The sequence below is a fragment of the Serratia sp. T13T92 genome (genome assembly GCF_047530105.1).
GTDB lineage: Bacteria > Pseudomonadota > Gammaproteobacteria > Enterobacterales > Enterobacteriaceae > Chania > Chania fonticola.
The window spans coordinates 17633-32608 of sequence record NZ_JBLJAK010000048.1 but is presented as its reverse complement, the minus strand read 5'-3'; the positions used below and the strand labels follow the sequence as shown (position 1 = coordinate 32608).

General features: G+C 56.1%; 13 protein-coding genes. 1 reads left to right on the top strand and 12 read right to left on the bottom strand.

The window, feature by feature from the left end:
* Window positions 1–206 precede the first annotated feature (206 nt).
* The 4 genes from elaB to ACMV5I_RS25400 form a co-directional block, all read right to left on the bottom strand.
* Window positions 207–518, bottom strand: a complete 312-nt coding sequence (elaB, locus tag ACMV5I_RS25415) for a stress response protein ElaB (RefSeq protein WP_166732998.1) — start codon at window positions 516–518, stop codon at window positions 207–209.
* Window positions 519–661: 143 nt separating this feature from the next.
* Entirely contained in the window at window positions 662–1156 is a 495-nt protein-coding gene (locus ACMV5I_RS25410) for a DUF1097 domain-containing protein (RefSeq protein WP_024485129.1), read from the bottom strand.
* A 235-nt stretch (window positions 1157–1391) separates the two neighbouring features.
* Entirely contained in the window at window positions 1392–2633 is a 1242-nt protein-coding gene (locus tag ACMV5I_RS25405) for an MFS transporter (protein ID WP_414825537.1), read from the bottom strand.
* A gap of 139 nt (window positions 2634–2772) precedes the next feature.
* A complete protein-coding gene (locus ACMV5I_RS25400; protein ID WP_021805984.1) occupies window positions 2773–3636 on the bottom strand; it encodes a DMT family transporter in 864 nt (287 codons plus the stop codon).
* A 247-nt stretch (window positions 3637–3883) separates the two neighbouring features.
* On the opposite strand from ACMV5I_RS25400, the gene ACMV5I_RS25395 reads away from it, so the two are divergent.
* On the top strand, window positions 3884–4756 hold the full coding sequence (locus ACMV5I_RS25395) for a LysR family transcriptional regulator (protein WP_202672336.1): 873 nt from the start codon (window positions 3884–3886) through the stop codon (window positions 4754–4756).
* 57 nt (window positions 4757–4813) lie between these two features.
* Here ACMV5I_RS25395 and nuoN read toward each other — a convergent pair whose 3' ends face one another.
* The 8 genes from nuoN to nuoG form a co-directional block, all read right to left on the bottom strand.
* A complete protein-coding gene (gene nuoN, locus ACMV5I_RS25390; protein WP_021805986.1) occupies window positions 4814–6271 on the bottom strand; it encodes an NADH-quinone oxidoreductase subunit NuoN in 1458 nt (485 codons plus the stop codon).
* Between the two features lie 6 nt (window positions 6272–6277).
* Window positions 6278–7807 carry an NADH-quinone oxidoreductase subunit M gene (gene nuoM, locus ACMV5I_RS25385; RefSeq protein ID WP_024485132.1) on the bottom strand — a complete coding sequence of 510 codons (1530 nt, stop codon included), beginning with the start codon at window positions 7805–7807 and terminating at the stop codon, window positions 6278–6280.
* Window positions 7808–7905: 98 nt separating this feature from the next.
* Window positions 7906–9753 (bottom strand): NADH-quinone oxidoreductase subunit L, encoded by a 1848-nt coding sequence (gene nuoL / locus ACMV5I_RS25380; protein ID WP_071684040.1) that lies wholly within the window; start codon window positions 9751–9753, stop codon window positions 7906–7908.
* Window positions 9750–10052: an NADH-quinone oxidoreductase subunit NuoK gene (nuoK, locus tag ACMV5I_RS25375; RefSeq protein ID WP_021178516.1), complete on the bottom strand. Its 303-nt coding sequence runs from the start codon at window positions 10050–10052 to the stop codon at window positions 9750–9752. The genes nuoL and nuoK overlap by 4 nt, the downstream gene beginning before the upstream one ends.
* A complete protein-coding gene (gene nuoJ / locus ACMV5I_RS25370) occupies window positions 10049–10609 on the bottom strand; it encodes an NADH-quinone oxidoreductase subunit J (RefSeq protein ID WP_021805989.1) in 561 nt (186 codons plus the stop codon). Before nuoJ ends, nuoK begins: the two co-directional genes overlap by 4 nt.
* Before the next feature lie 13 nt (window positions 10610–10622).
* Entirely contained in the window at window positions 10623–11165 is a 543-nt protein-coding gene (gene nuoI, locus ACMV5I_RS25365) for an NADH-quinone oxidoreductase subunit NuoI (RefSeq protein WP_021178518.1), read from the bottom strand.
* A gap of 14 nt (window positions 11166–11179) precedes the next feature.
* On the bottom strand, window positions 11180–12157 hold the full coding sequence (nuoH, locus tag ACMV5I_RS25360; RefSeq protein ID WP_021805990.1) for an NADH-quinone oxidoreductase subunit NuoH: 978 nt from the start codon (window positions 12155–12157) through the stop codon (window positions 11180–11182).
* Entirely contained in the window at window positions 12154–14889 is a 2736-nt protein-coding gene (nuoG, locus tag ACMV5I_RS25355) for an NADH-quinone oxidoreductase subunit NuoG (RefSeq protein ID WP_414825536.1), read from the bottom strand. The genes nuoH and nuoG overlap by 4 nt, the downstream gene beginning before the upstream one ends.
* Window positions 14890–14976: the final 87 nt, after the last annotated feature.

The following is a 14976-nucleotide window of genomic DNA, read 5'->3' as shown; positions in this document are numbered from 1 at the left end:
TCATCATGGTTCGGGTCGTAAAGACCCAGAAAGAAACCGAATATATGCCTGCAATACCTGTTCACCTTTTTCAAGAAAACACTGGCGTTATCGGGAGCGTCCATATATGCGCGATTGCGAGCCCCCAGGGACGGGTTTACGGCGTGTCGGCGATCTGCATGACTCCTTCCTGTGACACTATTCGGCAGCTATCACGCTCATTGGTGTTACTTACGGGCCAGCAATAGCCCAAGCACCAAACCTACCGTGGCACCAATGCCTACGCTGTGCCAAGGCTTGTCACGGACATAGTCATCGGCACGACATGCCACCTCTTTCGCCCGCACGTAATAACATTCTGAGCTATTTGCCAGACGCGACTTGATGTCTTTTAGCGCCCGCTCGGCATGGGCTTTGATATCCGTATAAGCCTGATCGGCTCGATCGCCAGAGTAATCCAACACGTCTTGTAGCGTGTCACTCAGCATTCTCAGATCGTCATCCAGTGTCGTTTGGTTCTCGTTTCGATTTATCGCCATCTTTAAGCTCTCCGTTATTAACAAATTCAACGTTGCTTAACCATCAACAACCCTTGGTCGTAGTCCCATGGTAGGACACGACCTGGATACACGCCATCGGAATGTTGATTAAAAAAGAGGCAAGGCAAGATACTGACGCCCTTTCAGGCGTCGGTGGAGGCTTGTTCAGCCAGCGCTACAGAGGGGGATTTACGGCGTGCGGCCAGCCACAAGCCACTGTTTTTCATGGCGTAACCAAACAATAGCCCAACCAGCAGTGAGGCCGTGATCAATGGCCAGTTGCCGTCACCGGCGAAGGTGGCGCAGGCACCGATAAAAGTCCCGGGAACAAAACCAAGCCATTGTTGTTTGGCCTGAATGCACATCAGGAAAGCGACAACGCCGGTCAGCAGGTAACCCAGAATGCTCCAGGCGGGCTCCAACGCACTGCCGTGAATAATGACCATCGCCCAGAACACGCCGCTCAAACAGGTCAGTGTGCTGATCGCCAGGCCTTTGAGGCCACCTTGCGGGCAGGCAAAATAGGCCGTGCAGCCAAGAAAGCCCGCCCAACTGATTAGCCCAAGGCTGATGGCAACCCAGCCCCATACGCCGGAGAGAATACCGGTAGTTACCGCAATGGCAAAAATGACGTTCATAATCCTGATCCGCTAAAAATAATCCACCTAGTTTACGCGAAACCAGACCGCCACATGTGATAAAAATCACATATAAAATGCAATTTGATATATGAAAATCACAATAATGAGATTTTAATCACAAAAATAGCGTATTTTTTCATCATGTAAGGCGTGAATACCTGTAGCCACATTACTGAGTTAACGCGGTAATACCGATCTACCATCGACCAGCAACGTTAAAAAATAACCAGGTTCAGCGCGGGAAGCCCACTCGCGTAACCCATATGCCCAACCCTACACACACCATGGCGCTGACCAGAAATAGCAGGTTAACCGCCAGTTGCAGGCTGGCATGATCGATGATACTGCCAAGCAAAATGGGCACCCAGTTGGCAACATAAGCAATCACATAGAACAGTGAGATCAGGCGTGCATGGCTGGCTTTGGGTGAAATCAGGTTAACCAGTGTCGCACTGCCGACAAAGATGGCTCCGTAAGCATAACCGGCAATAACCATCCCCGCAGCGGCCAGCCCCAGCGAATGGATCTGAATGGCTTCGGCAAATACCACCACCGCCAACGCCTGTGCCAGGCAGCCAAACATCAGCGAATGGCGCGCATTAATTTGACGGCTCAGGATCTGGCTGGCCCCGGCAATCAGCAGGTAGACCGCAATCACATAGCCGAAACTGCTGCGGTTTTGCATACCCAACAGCGTTTCCGCCACGTTGGGGCCGATCGCCAGGATACTGGCAGCCAGCGCCCAACAGACAAACAGCGCGCCGGCACACACAAAAAACCGGCTCCCGGTCGCGCGCAGGCCCGCGGCCAAGGTATTTTCCCCTGCCCCAGTCCCCTCAGCCAAACTGACGCTAGCTTTGACCATCACACGCGCAGGCCAGCTCAGCATAATCCCCAAAGCGGCAATCGTTGCCACCGCCATGATGATCACAAACGGCATCGAGGTGGTATGAAAACCGGTCTGCAACGCTATACCACTAAAAATCGGCCCCAGTGCCAACCCGGCAGTAAAGGACAGAGTAGCAATTAGCGCCGCCTGCTTGCCACCGTCCGCAGGGCCAAAACGAACCAACGCAATATTTGCCGCACCGGTCAACGCCCCCGTGCCTACCCCGGCCAGCAAGCGGGCCATCAGCATCAGGGAAAATGAATCGGCCAGGGCAAAAAGCAATGCCCCCAGCAACACCACCAGCAGCGCCGGGACGATCATGCTGCGTAAATCTTTCACCTTGCCAGCCAGGTTGCCCACGGCGAACAGGGAAATCAGTACGCCCGCGGCATAAGCCCCGTAGATCAGGGTCAGGCTGACCGAGGTCAGTGCCAGTTGCTGTTGGTACAAGGGATAAAGCGGCGTTGGCGCACTGCTGTTGAGCAGTGCCGACATCAATGCCAGAGCCAGAAACAGCACAATGGCACCCGGCGAGGAGGTCGTATTGGCTCGCGCGGTTTTATCAACGGCTACACCGTCGGACATGATTTTCTCCCTAAATACGCAGGCAAATCACCTCACCCGCAAAATATCAGGCGCTCATCATAGCGTTCAGAGCAGACCGCCAAAACCACCAACAATGCAGCACTATGATGCATTGTTGCAGGTGGCCAGATCGGCAAAATCACACCGAAGCCGTTGCTACCTTTTTCGCGGGTGCACGGCGCAAAATGGCCAACGCTCCAGAAAGGATGATCAGCACCATACCCGCCGCGGCGATAAACGACAGGGTCTGGGCAAAAATCAGGTAGCCGAGCAGCGTGGAGAAAATGATCGTGCTGTAGGAAAGAATGCCGACGGTGACCGCATTGCCACCGCCATAGGCGCGGGTCATGGTGATCTGCCCCAGGCTGCCGAATACGCCGATAGCGCAGACGTACAGCAGGCTGGTCGCATCCAACGCTGCGAATCCGACAATCGAACTCATCACCACGCCGAACAAGGTACCGACCAGCGAGAAGTAAAACACCACACGCAGTTCAGGCTCCCCGGTACGCACCAGTTTACCGACGTTGAAATAGGCCAGCGCCGTCAGCAATCCAGACAGCAGGCCAATCAAGGTGGCGGTATATTCCCCGTTCGGTACATCTGGACGCAACAAGATCAGGATGCCCACAAAGCCCAGCAGCACCGAGAACAGCAACCTGCCGGTCAGTTGGCCTCTGGCCGTGACGAAGGTGATCACCGATTGGAAAATCGGATTGGTATAGCCCAGCGTGGTTGCGGTGGCAATCGGCAGATGGATCAGCGCATAGAAGCCGCAATACATGGCCGCATTGCCAATCGCGGCGCGCTTCATGTGCAAGCCAAGATGGCGGGTACGAAAACCGATATTTTTGATTTTTATCAGCGCCGCCACGATGGCCACGTTGATCAATGAACGGTAAAAAATAATATCGAAGAAACCGACCTTGGCCGAAGCCAGTTTGATGCAGGCCCCCATCAGCGCGAAGAACACGCTGGCAGCGACCATCCATAAAGCAACCATGATTTCCCCAGAATGCAACCCTGCCGGGCTGCAAATAATCTCTTACGCGGCGGTTTTCACCGTTGGCAATTTGCTAGCGGCATTGACCAAGAATACCAGCATTTTTGCGCAAAATGGATTGCCTGCTACAAATAAGCTTGCTCCACAACCTCACGCAGATGCATTTACTTACCGCTTACCAGATAATAACCATCTCTGCCGCCGCTGGCGGTCAAAATAGATCGGATGCCACCATGGACACTGCACGATGAATTGGGATGATGCACGCTTCTTCCTGGCGGTGGCACGCTGCGGTACGTTACGCAAGGCCGCCCATGAACTTCACGTCGATCAAGCTACCGTTGGGCGACGGATCACCGCTTTTGAACAGGCGTTGGGTTCAAAGCTGTTTATTCGCACGCCAAAATCCTTCTCGCTCAGCCCGCTGGGTGAAGCCATGCTGGCAGAAGTGCTGGCGATGGAAAATTCGGTTCAGGCTATCGCCCGTAAAGCCAGCAGCGGCGATCAAAGCCTCGCGGGTGAGGTGCGCATTGCCACCACTGATACCTTGGCCGAGGCCTTTGTGATCCCGGCGCTGAAACGCCTGCGCGAGAAATACCCGCATATCACCATCACGCTACTGACGGCACTCAATATCTCCGACATCTCCTATCGCGGAGCCGATCTGGCTATCCGTGGTGCTCGCCCTGAATCTGATGAACTGGTCATCAAACGTCTGGCAACCATTGAGATGGGGTTATATGCCACGCAGGGCTATCTGGATCAACACGGAACGCCGAGTAAAGGCGACCATCTACGTGGCCACGATTTGCTGATGTTCCCGCGCGAACTGGTGCCGCGCCACTGGGACAACTTCGGCGGAGAGGCGTTGAATGAGCCAAACGTGGTGCTGCAATGCAACTCACAGCTGTTACTACGTTCGGCAACGCGTAACGGGTTGGGCATCGGCCTGCTCTCTTGCTTCCTGGCCGATAGCGATCCCGATCTGGTGCGTATCCTCCCGGAGAATCAGGACTGGGTCGATATCTGGCTGGTGTTACATCCGGATCTGCAACACACGGCAAGAATACGCGCGGTAGTTCAAGAACTGGAAACCTCGTTTAACAACTGCTCGCCCTAACCCACAAATAAACAAGGGCCGCCATTTGGCGACCCTTGTTGTCTAGCTCGAGTTCAATCAGAACATCGGCTGTGCCATCTGCACCAGCGTGATCAGCGGCTGCGGGTAGATACCCAGCAACAGCACCAACGCGGCAGAGATCAGCACCACCACACCACCGGCGGTCAACGCCCAGTTGTTTGGCGTATCACGAACCAGCGTTTCCGGCGCACTGAGGAACAGGCTGACGGTCACACGCAGGTAGTAGTACAAACCGATCGCACTACCCAGCACCACGGCACCGGTCAACCACCACAGGTGAGCACTGACGCCCATCGCAATCACGAAGAACTTACCGATAAAGCCCAGCGTCATCGGGATACCGGCCAGGGACAGCATCATCACCGTCATAACCGCTGACAGGATTGGCTTATGCCAGAACAGGCCGCGATAGGAGAACAGCGAATCGGCGTCCGGGCCACGGTACGGGCTGGACATCAGGCTAACCACACCGAAGGCACCCAGGCTGCTGAACAGGTAACCGGCCAGATAAACCCCGGCGGTTTCCAGCGACAGCTGGTGGGTTTGCACCGCAACCAGTGCCACCAGCAGATAACCCAAGTGAGCGATCGAGGAGTAACCCAGCAGTCGCTTGATGTTGGTCTGGCTGATCGCCATCAGGTTACCGAACAGGATCGAGCAGACGGCGATGATCGACAACACCATCCGCAGCGCTTCGTTGTCGGCAGCCGGTGCGTACAGGAACAGACGCATCACAACGGCGAAGATCGCAATCTTGCTGGCGGTAGCCAGGAAGGTTGAAACCGGCGCTGGCGCGCCTTGATACACATCCGGCGTCCACAGCTGGAAAGGTACCAGGGAGAGTTTGAAGCCCAGACCGACGATCATCATGCCCATGCCTGCCAGGATCAGCGGCTGATGCATCATGTTCTCCTGCATGCTCTTGCCCAGGCCTGCCAGTGACAGGTCACCGGATTCGGCGTACAGCAGCGCCATGCCGAACAGCAGGAAGCTGGAGGCCGCCGCAGACAGCACCATGTACTTGATGGCCGCTTCCAGCGAACGCTTCTGGCGATAGGCATACCCTATCAGACCAAACAGCGGCAGCGAGATCAGCTCAATACCCAGGAACAGTGAAGCCAGGTGGTTGGCGCTCGCCAGCAGAATGCCACCCATGGTAGCAATCAGCACCAGCAGGTAGAACTCTTCGCGGTTATCCGGGTAACCCACCAGCCATGGATAGGCGAAGGTACAGGTTGCCAGACTAGCCAGCACCACCAGCCCGGTATAGAACATCGAGTAACCGTCAACCCGCACCAGCGGGGTGACGTCCATTGGGCCTACCTGGCCAACAAAGTAGAGTGAAAGCAGCGCCAGGTTAAGACCGATCACTGTCAGGGTGGCGTTGATAAAGTGGTCGCGTCGCCACGCAATGCACAGCATCACAACCACCACCGTCAATCCGACGATCAACAGCGGTAACAGTGCGATCAGTTGTTGAGGAGTTATTGTCATGGCGAATTACGGCCTTGTTGTTGAAATTGCTGAAACTGACGGACCAAACCAGTGTTGCACGTTGCTCATCGCCGCACTTGAGGTATCGAGGATTGGCTGAGGATAGACACCCAGCAGCACCAGCAGTACCACCAACAGCAGAATGATAAACAGTTCACGTGCGGTCATGCCCGGCAACGGTTGATCAGATTTCGGGGTGCCGTAGTAGGCACGCTGCATCATGATCAACGAGTAAACCGAAGCAAACACCAGACCGAAGGTAGAAATCACGGTGATCACTGGTACAACCTGGAAGCTGCCGAACAGGATCATGAATTCACCGACGAAGTTACCGGTACCCGGCATCCCCAGGGTAGCCACCGCGAAGAACAGTGACAGCGCAGGAAGGTACTTGATACGTCCCCACAGGCCACCCATCTGACGCATATCGCGAGTGTGCAGACGTTCGTACAGCTGGCCACAGATGATGAACATACCCGCGGCAGACAAGCCGTGAGCGATCATCTGGATCACCGCCCCCTGGTAAGCCAGCTGGCTACCGGTGTAGATGGCGATCAGTACAAAGCCCATATGGGAAACGGAGGTGTAGGCAATCAGACGTTTGATATCGGTCTGTGCGAACGCCATCCAGGCACCGTAGAAGATACCAATCACACCCAGCCACATGGCGATAGGGGCAAACTCGGCGGACGCGTTCGGGAACAGCGGCAGGCTGAAACGTAGCAGGCCGTAGGCCGCCGTCTTCAGCAAGATTCCCGCCAGATCTACAGAACCCGCCGTTGGTGCCTGGCTATGCGCATCAGGCAACCAACCGTGTAATGGCACCACCGGCATTTTCACCGCAAACGCGATGAAGAAGCCCAGCATCAACAGGTATTCAACGTTGTGCGACATCGGGGTTTTCAGCAGATCTTCGTAGTTGAAGGTCCACACGCCGGTCGCATTGTAGTGCACGAATACCAGGCCCATGATCGCAATCAGCATCACCAGACCGCTGGCCTGGGTATAGATGAAGAACTTGGTTGCTGCGGTGATACGGGTTTTACCATCCGATGCTTTATGACCCCACAAGGCGATCAGGAAGTACATCGGCACCAGCATCATTTCCCAGAAGAAGAAGAACAGGAACAGGTCGATGGCGAGGAACACGCCGATCACGCCGCCCAGGATCCACAACAGGTTCAGGTGGAAGAAGCCCTGATACTTCTGGATTTCACGCCAGGAACAGAGGATCGCCAGCACGCCCAGGAAACCGGTCAGCACCACCATCAGCAGTGACAGGCCGTCCAGCGCCAGGTGAATGCTGATGCCAAAGCGCGGGATCCACGGCAACATAAACTCAGACTGCCACTGCGGCACGCCCTGCGGTTTTATCAACGAATAGCCCCCCTGCAACCACAGTTGCAGAGAAAGCGCCAACGTCAGCCCCATTGCGATCAACGCTATCCAGCGCGGCGCCTTAGTACCGAAACGCTCGCACTGCCAGCACAGCAGACCGCCGATAAAGGGGATAAGAATTAGCCAAGGTAATAGCATGGCGTTTTGTGTCCCTTATATGAATAATCTAAAAAACTTGTATCGGGCCCTTGTTCGACAAGGGCCGAACCCAAAATGCGTCTGTTTAAATTATTCAGTTAAACCAAAATCAACAGAGCCAGTACCAGCACTGCACCCACACCCATAGACGCGATATACCAGCGGATCTGACCGTTCTCACTCACCGTCAGGCCACGGTTCCCCCAGCGGGAGAACAGCGCAGGCAGGTTCATCAGTGAGTTCAGCGGATCGCTTTGCAGCAGCTTGGCGATACCCAGGTATGGCTTGACGAACACTTTGTCATACAGCCAGTCGAAGCCCCAGGCATGGAACCACCAGGTCGAGAAGAAACGACCCGGAGCGCTGTTCGCGATGCTGTTGACCAGGCGACGTTGGCCCAGCCACAGCGCAGCTGCCAGCAGGATCCCGACGATAGCGACCACGCCAGAGGCGATCTCCAACGTCAGAACGCTGCCGTGTGCCAGTTCGGTGGTTTCCGGCAGTACACCCTGCAACGGCGGCACAATCATCGCGCCGACGAAGGTGGACAGCACCATCAGAACCAACAGTGGCAGGTGGTGAGTAATACCTTTGCCCGCATGCGCTTTGATTTTCTCTTCGCCGTGGAACACGATGAAGATCATGCGGAAGGTATACAGTGAGGTCATGAATGCACCAATCAGACCGGCAATCATCAGGTTGAAGTGGCCGTTCGCCATGGCGCCCGCCAGGATTTCATCCTTACTGAAGAAGCCAGCGGTGACGATAGGCAGAGCAGACAGCGCCGCGCCCCCCACCAGGAAGCACACATACACCAGCGGAATGCTCTTGCGCAGGCCACCCATCTTGAAGATGTTCTGCTCATGATGACAGGCCAGGATCACCGAACCGGAGGACAGGAACAGCAGCGCCTTGAAGAACGCGTGAGTCATCAGGTGGAAGATGGCCGCATCCCATGCCTGCACGCCCAGCGCCAGGAACATGTAGCCAATCTGGCTCATGGTGGAATAGGCAAGTACGCGTTTGATGTCGGTCTGCACCAGCGCGGCAAAGCCCGCCAGCAGCAGCGTAACGCCACCAATGATACCGACCAGATTCAGCACTTCCGGCGTCATCAGGAACAGGCCATGCATACGGGCAATCAGGTAGACACCTGCGGTCACCATGGTTGCCGCGTGGATCAATGCAGATACCGGGGTTGGACCCGCCATCGCATCTGCCAGCCAGGTTTGCAACGGCAGCTGAGCCGATTTACCGACTGCGCCACCCAGTAACATCAGGGTTGCCCAGGTTAACGCCGTATCGCCAACCGCCAGTTTCTGCGGTGCCAGCACCATCAGTTCACGGATGTTCAGCGTACCCAGCTCGTGGTACAGAATGAACAGCGCAATGGCCAGGAACACGTCACCCACGCGGGTAACGATGAAGGCTTTCATTGCCGCCGCGCCGTTGGCCGGATCTTTGTAGTAGAAACCGATCAACAGATAGCTGCACAGGCCCACGCCTTCCCAACCCAGGTACATCAGCAGCAGGTTGTCTGCCAGTACCAATACCACCATGCTGGCGATAAACAGGTTGGTGTAAGCGAAGAAGCGGGAGTAGCCCTCTTCACCACGCATGTACCAGGAAGCATACATGTGGATCAGGAAGCCAACGCCGGTGACTACCGACAGCATGGTCAGCGACAGGCCGTCCAGCACCAGGGTAACGCCGACGTTAAAGTCGCCAACGCTCATCCAGTTCCACAGGCTTTGCTCATACAACTGCACGCCAGCGGCCTTTTGGCCCAGGAAATCAATCGCCACATACACCGTGACCAGTGCCGCCAGGCCAATCGACCCTACGCCAACGGTAGCCGCGGTGTTTTCAGACCAGCGACCACGGGAAAATGCCAACAGCAGGAACCCGATCAGCGGTAGCAGAATAGTTAAATATAATAGGTTCATCCGCGCATCTCACTGACAGTGTCAATATCCAGGGTATGCCGACGACGGTAGAGCTGTAGCAGCAACGCCAGGCCGATACTGGCCTCGGCTGCCGCCAGACTGATGGCCAGGATGTACATCACCTGCCCGTCGGTTTGGCCCCAATAGCTACCCGCCACGATAAACGCCAACGCCGCAGCGTTGATCATCACTTCCAGACTGATCAGCATAAACAGCAGGTTACGGCGTAACATCAAGCCAGTCAGCCCCAGGACGAACAGGATCGCCGCCAGGATCAGCCCATGTTGAAGAGGGATCATGCTTGGTCCTCCGATTTTCTTTTCGCCATTTCGCTGCTTGCCGGGGTATTGCTGAACACTTCACCCGGTTTGTGCTCACGACCAATGTGGAAGGCAACGACCAGGCCCGCCAACAGCAGCATTGAAGCCAGCTCAACCGCCAGCACGTAAGGACCAAACAGGCTGATCCCGACCGCTTTGGCGTCCACCATCTCACCGGTGATGCCCTGATCGGACACGCTGCGGATCGCCACAATCAGCACCACCAGCAAGATCAGTGACAACAGACCAGGGCCAATCCAGACGGCAGGCTTCAGCCAGTCGCGTTCTTGCTGCTGCACCGCGTTGCCGAGGTTGAGCATCATGACCACGAACACGAACAGCACCATAATGGCACCGGCGTAGACGATGATTTCCAGAGCACCCGCAAAGTAGGCACCCAGTGAGAAAAAGACTGCCGAGATCGCCAGTAAAGAGACGATCAGATACAGCAGCGCATGCACAGGATTGGTATGCGAGATGACGCGAATGGTCGCGATAATCGCAATGAACCCTGCCAGATAAAAGGCAATTTCCATGCTTGCTGGCTCCTTAAGGCAACAGACCTTTGACGTCGATCGGTTTGGCTTCGTTTTCGGCTTCGCCTTTGGCTTTGCCGTCAATCGCCATACCGGCCATCCGGTAGAAGTTATATTCCGGATATTTACCCGGCCCCGAGATCAACAGATCTTCTTTTTCGTACACCAGATCCTGGCGCTTGAACTCACCCATTTCGAAATCCGGCGTCAGCTGGATCGCGGTGGTTGGGCAAGCCTCTTCGCACAGACCGCAGAAAATGCAGCGTGAGAAGTTGATGCGGAAAAACTCCGGATACCAGCGGCCATCTTTCTGCTCTGCTTTTTGCAGGGAGATACAGCCAACCGGGCAGGCAACCGCACACAGGTTACAGGCCACGCAGCGCTCTTCACCGTCCGGATCGCGCGTCAGCACGATGCGGCCACGGTAGCGCGGCGGCAGGTAAACCGGTTCTTCCGGATACATCTGGGTTTCGCGTTTGGCGAAGGCGTGTAGGCCAATCATCCAAAGGCTGCGCACCTGGGTGCCGAAACCAACCACTAACTCTTTCAATGTCATGGTTTATTCACCCCTTATTGAGCGTTGTACAAAATGACCGCGGCGGTTGCCAGCAGGTTCAGCAGCGTCAATGGCAGGCAAATTTTCCAGCCGAATGACATCACCTGGTCATAACGCGGACGCGGCAACGAAGCACGGATCAGAATGAACATCACCATGAAGAAGGCCGTTTTCAGTGCGAACCAGATGAATGGCGGCAGGAATGGACCCTGCCAACCGCCGAAGAACAACGTCACAATCAGGGCGGACACGGTCACGATACCGATGTATTCCCCCACGAAGAACAGACCGAATTTCATACCGGAATATTCAATGTGGTAACCGTCGGCCAGTTCCTGCTCGGCTTCCGGCTGGTCAAATGGGTGGCGGTGACATACCGCCACACCGGCAATCGCAAAGGTAATGAAACCAAAGAATTGCGGAATGACGTTCCAGATGTGCGCCTGTGATTCAACAATCGCCTGCATGTTGAACGAGTCGGCTTGCGCCACCACGCCCAGCACGGACAGGCCAAGGAACACTTCGTAGCTCAGGGTTTGTGCCGAAGCACGCATCGCCCCTAACAGCGAGTATTTGTTGTTACTGGACCAGCCGGCGAACAGCACGGCATACACCGCCAGGCCAGCCATCATCAGGAAGAACAGAATACCGATGTTGAGATCGGCCACCGACCAGGTCGGGCTGACCGGCACGATGGCAAAGGCCAACAGCAGCGAGGTAAAGGCGATCACAGGGGCCAGCGTAAAGATCATGCGGTCGGCGAAGGTCGGAACCCAGTCTTCTTTGAAGAACATTTTGATCATGTCGGCGACCAGCTGCAGCGAACCGCCCCAGCCGACACGGTTTGGCCCGTAACGGTTCTGGAACAGGCCCAGCAGACGGCGTTCGCCGAAGCTCATAAACGCCCCGCAGGTGACCACGACCAACAGGATCACCACCGCTTTCAACACGGCGATCAGGATGTCGATCACCTCAGGTGTCAACCAGCTCATAGTGCCGCCTCCCGCAGATTTTCAACCTTCGCACCCACCAATACCGGCGGGATCCCTGGCAAGCCGAGCGGCAAACCAACCTGGCCTTGGCTCAGGGTTTCACTCAGGCGTACCGGCAAACGCAGCGTTTGACCTGCACAGCTGAACTCGACCCAGGCACCGGCATTGACACCAAGCTGTGCGGCATCGGCAACGTTGATCATCACGTAGGCCTGAGGCATACGCTGCTGGATCACTTCGGAGCGCTGCGACATTTCGTCACTGCCAAACAGGTGGTAATACGGCGCAACACGCCAGCCTTCGGCTTTGAACGCCGTAGGGATAGCCGTGAAGTAACCGAGGTTGCCCTCCCCTGCTTCGATCAGGCGGATACCCGGATCGCCATGGCGCAGTTTGCCGCCCACTTCGGCCTGGAACTTGTTCCATGCCTGCGGTGAGTTCCAACCTGGTGCCCAGGCAAATGGGATCTGCTGACGGTCAGCCAGCGGGCTGTTGTTCCCTTCCATCGAGAAGGCGAACATGGTGTCTTTATCCTGCGGCTGACGCGGTTCATGCACGCTGATATCGGCACGCATCGCAGTGCGGCCGCTGTAGCGGTGCGGTGAACGGGCCAGTTTCTGACCGCGGATGCGGAAGGTCGCATCTGGGGCAGCTTCGACAATACCTTGCAACTGCGGCAATGCGCTCACGCAGGCGGCAATCACGTCATCGAGCTGGGTCCAGTCAACCTGGCGGCTGGTGTAGGTGGAGTGCAGCGAGTGCATCCAACGCCAGCTTTCCAACATCACGCTGTAGATATTTTTCTTGGCATCATCGTAATAAGCCGGGTCGTAGACCTGGAAGAAGCGCTGTGCGCGGCCTTCCTGGCTGACCAAGGTCCCATCGCTCTCTGCAAAACTGGCTGCAGACAGGATCAGGTTGGCTTTATCCATGAGAGCGGTGCGCTGGTGATCGGCAACGATCAGGTTACTGATCTTGGCCAATGCAGCATCCACTTTGGCCGCCGGGGCGTGACGATAAAGATCGTTTTCCATCACGATGGCGGTATCAGCAGAACCACTTTCCAGTTGCACCAGTGCCTCGTCCAGCGAGCCACCACCAATCATCGCCAGACCCATGCTGTTGGCAGCGGCGGCAACGAAGGTTATGCCAACATCGGCACCGCGACCTTTCAACGCCTTGGCAATGTTGGCCGCAGCTTCAATGATAGCTGTGCTACCCGCATTGCTGCCGGTGATGATCAAGGGTTTCTGCGCACCGGCCAAGGCCTGTACGATCACGTCAATTTTCTTGTTCAGGTCTTCGGCCAGATCGGTCACCGCCGGGGCGGACTCATCCAGCGCGTGGGCAATGGCGAAGCCTAAACGGGCTTGCTCATCCACCGGCGCACGGTAGTTCCAGGCGGCGATATCGTCCAAGCGAGTGTTATCAACGTTAGTGACGAACAGCGGGTGTTTGGCGTGCTGCCCGATGGTTTGCACCGCCGCGATCTGCCAATCGGCAACGCGGTGTGCCGCAGCCATCGCGCGGGCTTTACCTTTCACTGCCTGACGCACCGACAGCGCGATACGAGCGCCGGTTTGGGTCAGATCTTCACCCAGTACCAACACCGCGTCGTAGCTTTCGATTTCACGCAGGTTAGGCGTATAAACGCCGCTGTTTTTCAACACGTTGAGCATCAGGTTCAGGCGCTGTTGTTCAGCCTGATTGATGCCGGTATAGAAGTTCTCGGCGCCGACCAGTTCACGCAACGCAAAGTTGCTTTCCAGGCTGGCACGCGGTGAACCGATACCGATGGTTTTGTTGGCCTGACGCAGAATATCTGCCGCGCCCTGCATCGCCTGCTCGGCGTTCAGGGTGATCCAGTCGTTGCCACGCAGTTGCTGAGGCTGACGAGGGCGATCTTTCTGGTTCACATAGCCATAACCAAAGCGGCCGCGGTCACACAGGAAATAGTGGTTTACGCTGCCGTTGTAACGGTTCTCGATACGACGCAGTTCGCCATAGCGCTCACCCGGGCTGGTGTTACAGCCGATGCTGCACTGCTGGCAGATGCTCGGGGCAAACTGCATGTCCCACTTACGGTTGTAACGCTCGGAGTGGGTTTTGTCGGTGAATACGCCGGTTGGGCACACTTCTACCAGGTTACCGGAGAACTCGCTTTCCAGCGTGCCGCTTTCCGGACGACCGAAATAGACGTTGTCGTGCGCGCCGTACACCCCGAAATCGGTGCCATCCGCGTAGTCTTTGTAGTAACGCACACAACGGTAACAGGCGATGCAGCGGTTCATCTCGTGCGAGATAAATGGCCCCAGCTCCTGGTTGTTGTGGGTGCGCTTACTGAAGCGATATTTACGGAAGCTGTGGCCGGTCATTACTGTCATATCCTGCAGGTGACAGTTACCGCCCTCTTCACATACCGGACAGTCGTGCGGGTGGTTGGTCATCAACCACTCGACCACGCTTTCACGGAACTGTTTGGCTTCTGCGTCATCGATGGAAATAAAGGTTCCATCGGATGCCGGTGTCATACAGGACATCACCAAACGGCCACGCGTATCGTCCGCGTTTTGGTATTGCTTTACCGCACATTGGCGGCAAGCGCCGACGCTTCCAAGCGCCGGATGCCAGCAAAAGTAAGGAATATCGAGGCCGAGGGAGAGACACGCCTGCAACAGGTTGTCGGCTCCATCTACGTCGTATTCTTTGCCGTCTACATGAATCGTAGCCATAGTCAGCATGCTTCCAAGTGGCCTGCCCATAAGGCAGGCGTTAATCAAAAATTCTGGCCGTGTTTCGGGGCGCGCTCACCGCACCCA

What these genes read in the sequence shown, in the direction of transcription:
- elaB (WP_166732998.1), bottom strand. Translation starts at nt 518, where the DNA reads ATGGCGATAAATCGAAACGAGAACCAAACGACACTGGATGACGATCTG.
- ACMV5I_RS25410 (WP_024485129.1), bottom strand. Translation starts at nt 1,156, where the DNA reads ATGAACGTCATTTTTGCCATTGCGGTAACTACCGGTATTCTCTCCGGC.
- ACMV5I_RS25405 (WP_414825537.1), bottom strand. Translation starts at nt 2,633, where the DNA reads ATGTCCGACGGTGTAGCCGTTGATAAAACCGCGCGAGCCAATACGACC.
- ACMV5I_RS25400 (WP_021805984.1), bottom strand. Translation starts at nt 3,636, where the DNA reads ATGGTTGCTTTATGGATGGTCGCTGCCAGCGTGTTCTTCGCGCTGATG.
- ACMV5I_RS25395 (WP_202672336.1), top strand. Translation starts at nt 3,884, where the DNA reads ATGAATTGGGATGATGCACGCTTCTTCCTGGCGGTGGCACGCTGCGGT.
- nuoN (WP_021805986.1), bottom strand. Translation starts at nt 6,271, where the DNA reads ATGACAATAACTCCTCAACAACTGATCGCACTGTTACCGCTGTTGATC.
- nuoM (WP_024485132.1), bottom strand. Translation starts at nt 7,807, where the DNA reads ATGCTATTACCTTGGCTAATTCTTATCCCCTTTATCGGCGGTCTGCTG.
- nuoL (WP_071684040.1), bottom strand. Translation starts at nt 9,753, where the DNA reads ATGAACCTATTATATTTAACTATTCTGCTACCGCTGATCGGGTTCCTG.
- nuoK (WP_021178516.1), bottom strand. Translation starts at nt 10,052, where the DNA reads ATGATCCCTCTTCAACATGGGCTGATCCTGGCGGCGATCCTGTTCGTC.
- nuoJ (WP_021805989.1), bottom strand. Translation starts at nt 10,609, where the DNA reads ATGGAAATTGCCTTTTATCTGGCAGGGTTCATTGCGATTATCGCGACC.
- nuoI (WP_021178518.1), bottom strand. Translation starts at nt 11,165, where the DNA reads ATGACATTGAAAGAGTTAGTGGTTGGTTTCGGCACCCAGGTGCGCAGC.
- nuoH (WP_021805990.1), bottom strand. Translation starts at nt 12,157, where the DNA reads ATGAGCTGGTTGACACCTGAGGTGATCGACATCCTGATCGCCGTGTTG.
- nuoG (WP_414825536.1), bottom strand. Translation starts at nt 14,889, where the DNA reads ATGGCTACGATTCATGTAGACGGCAAAGAATACGACGTAGATGGAGCC.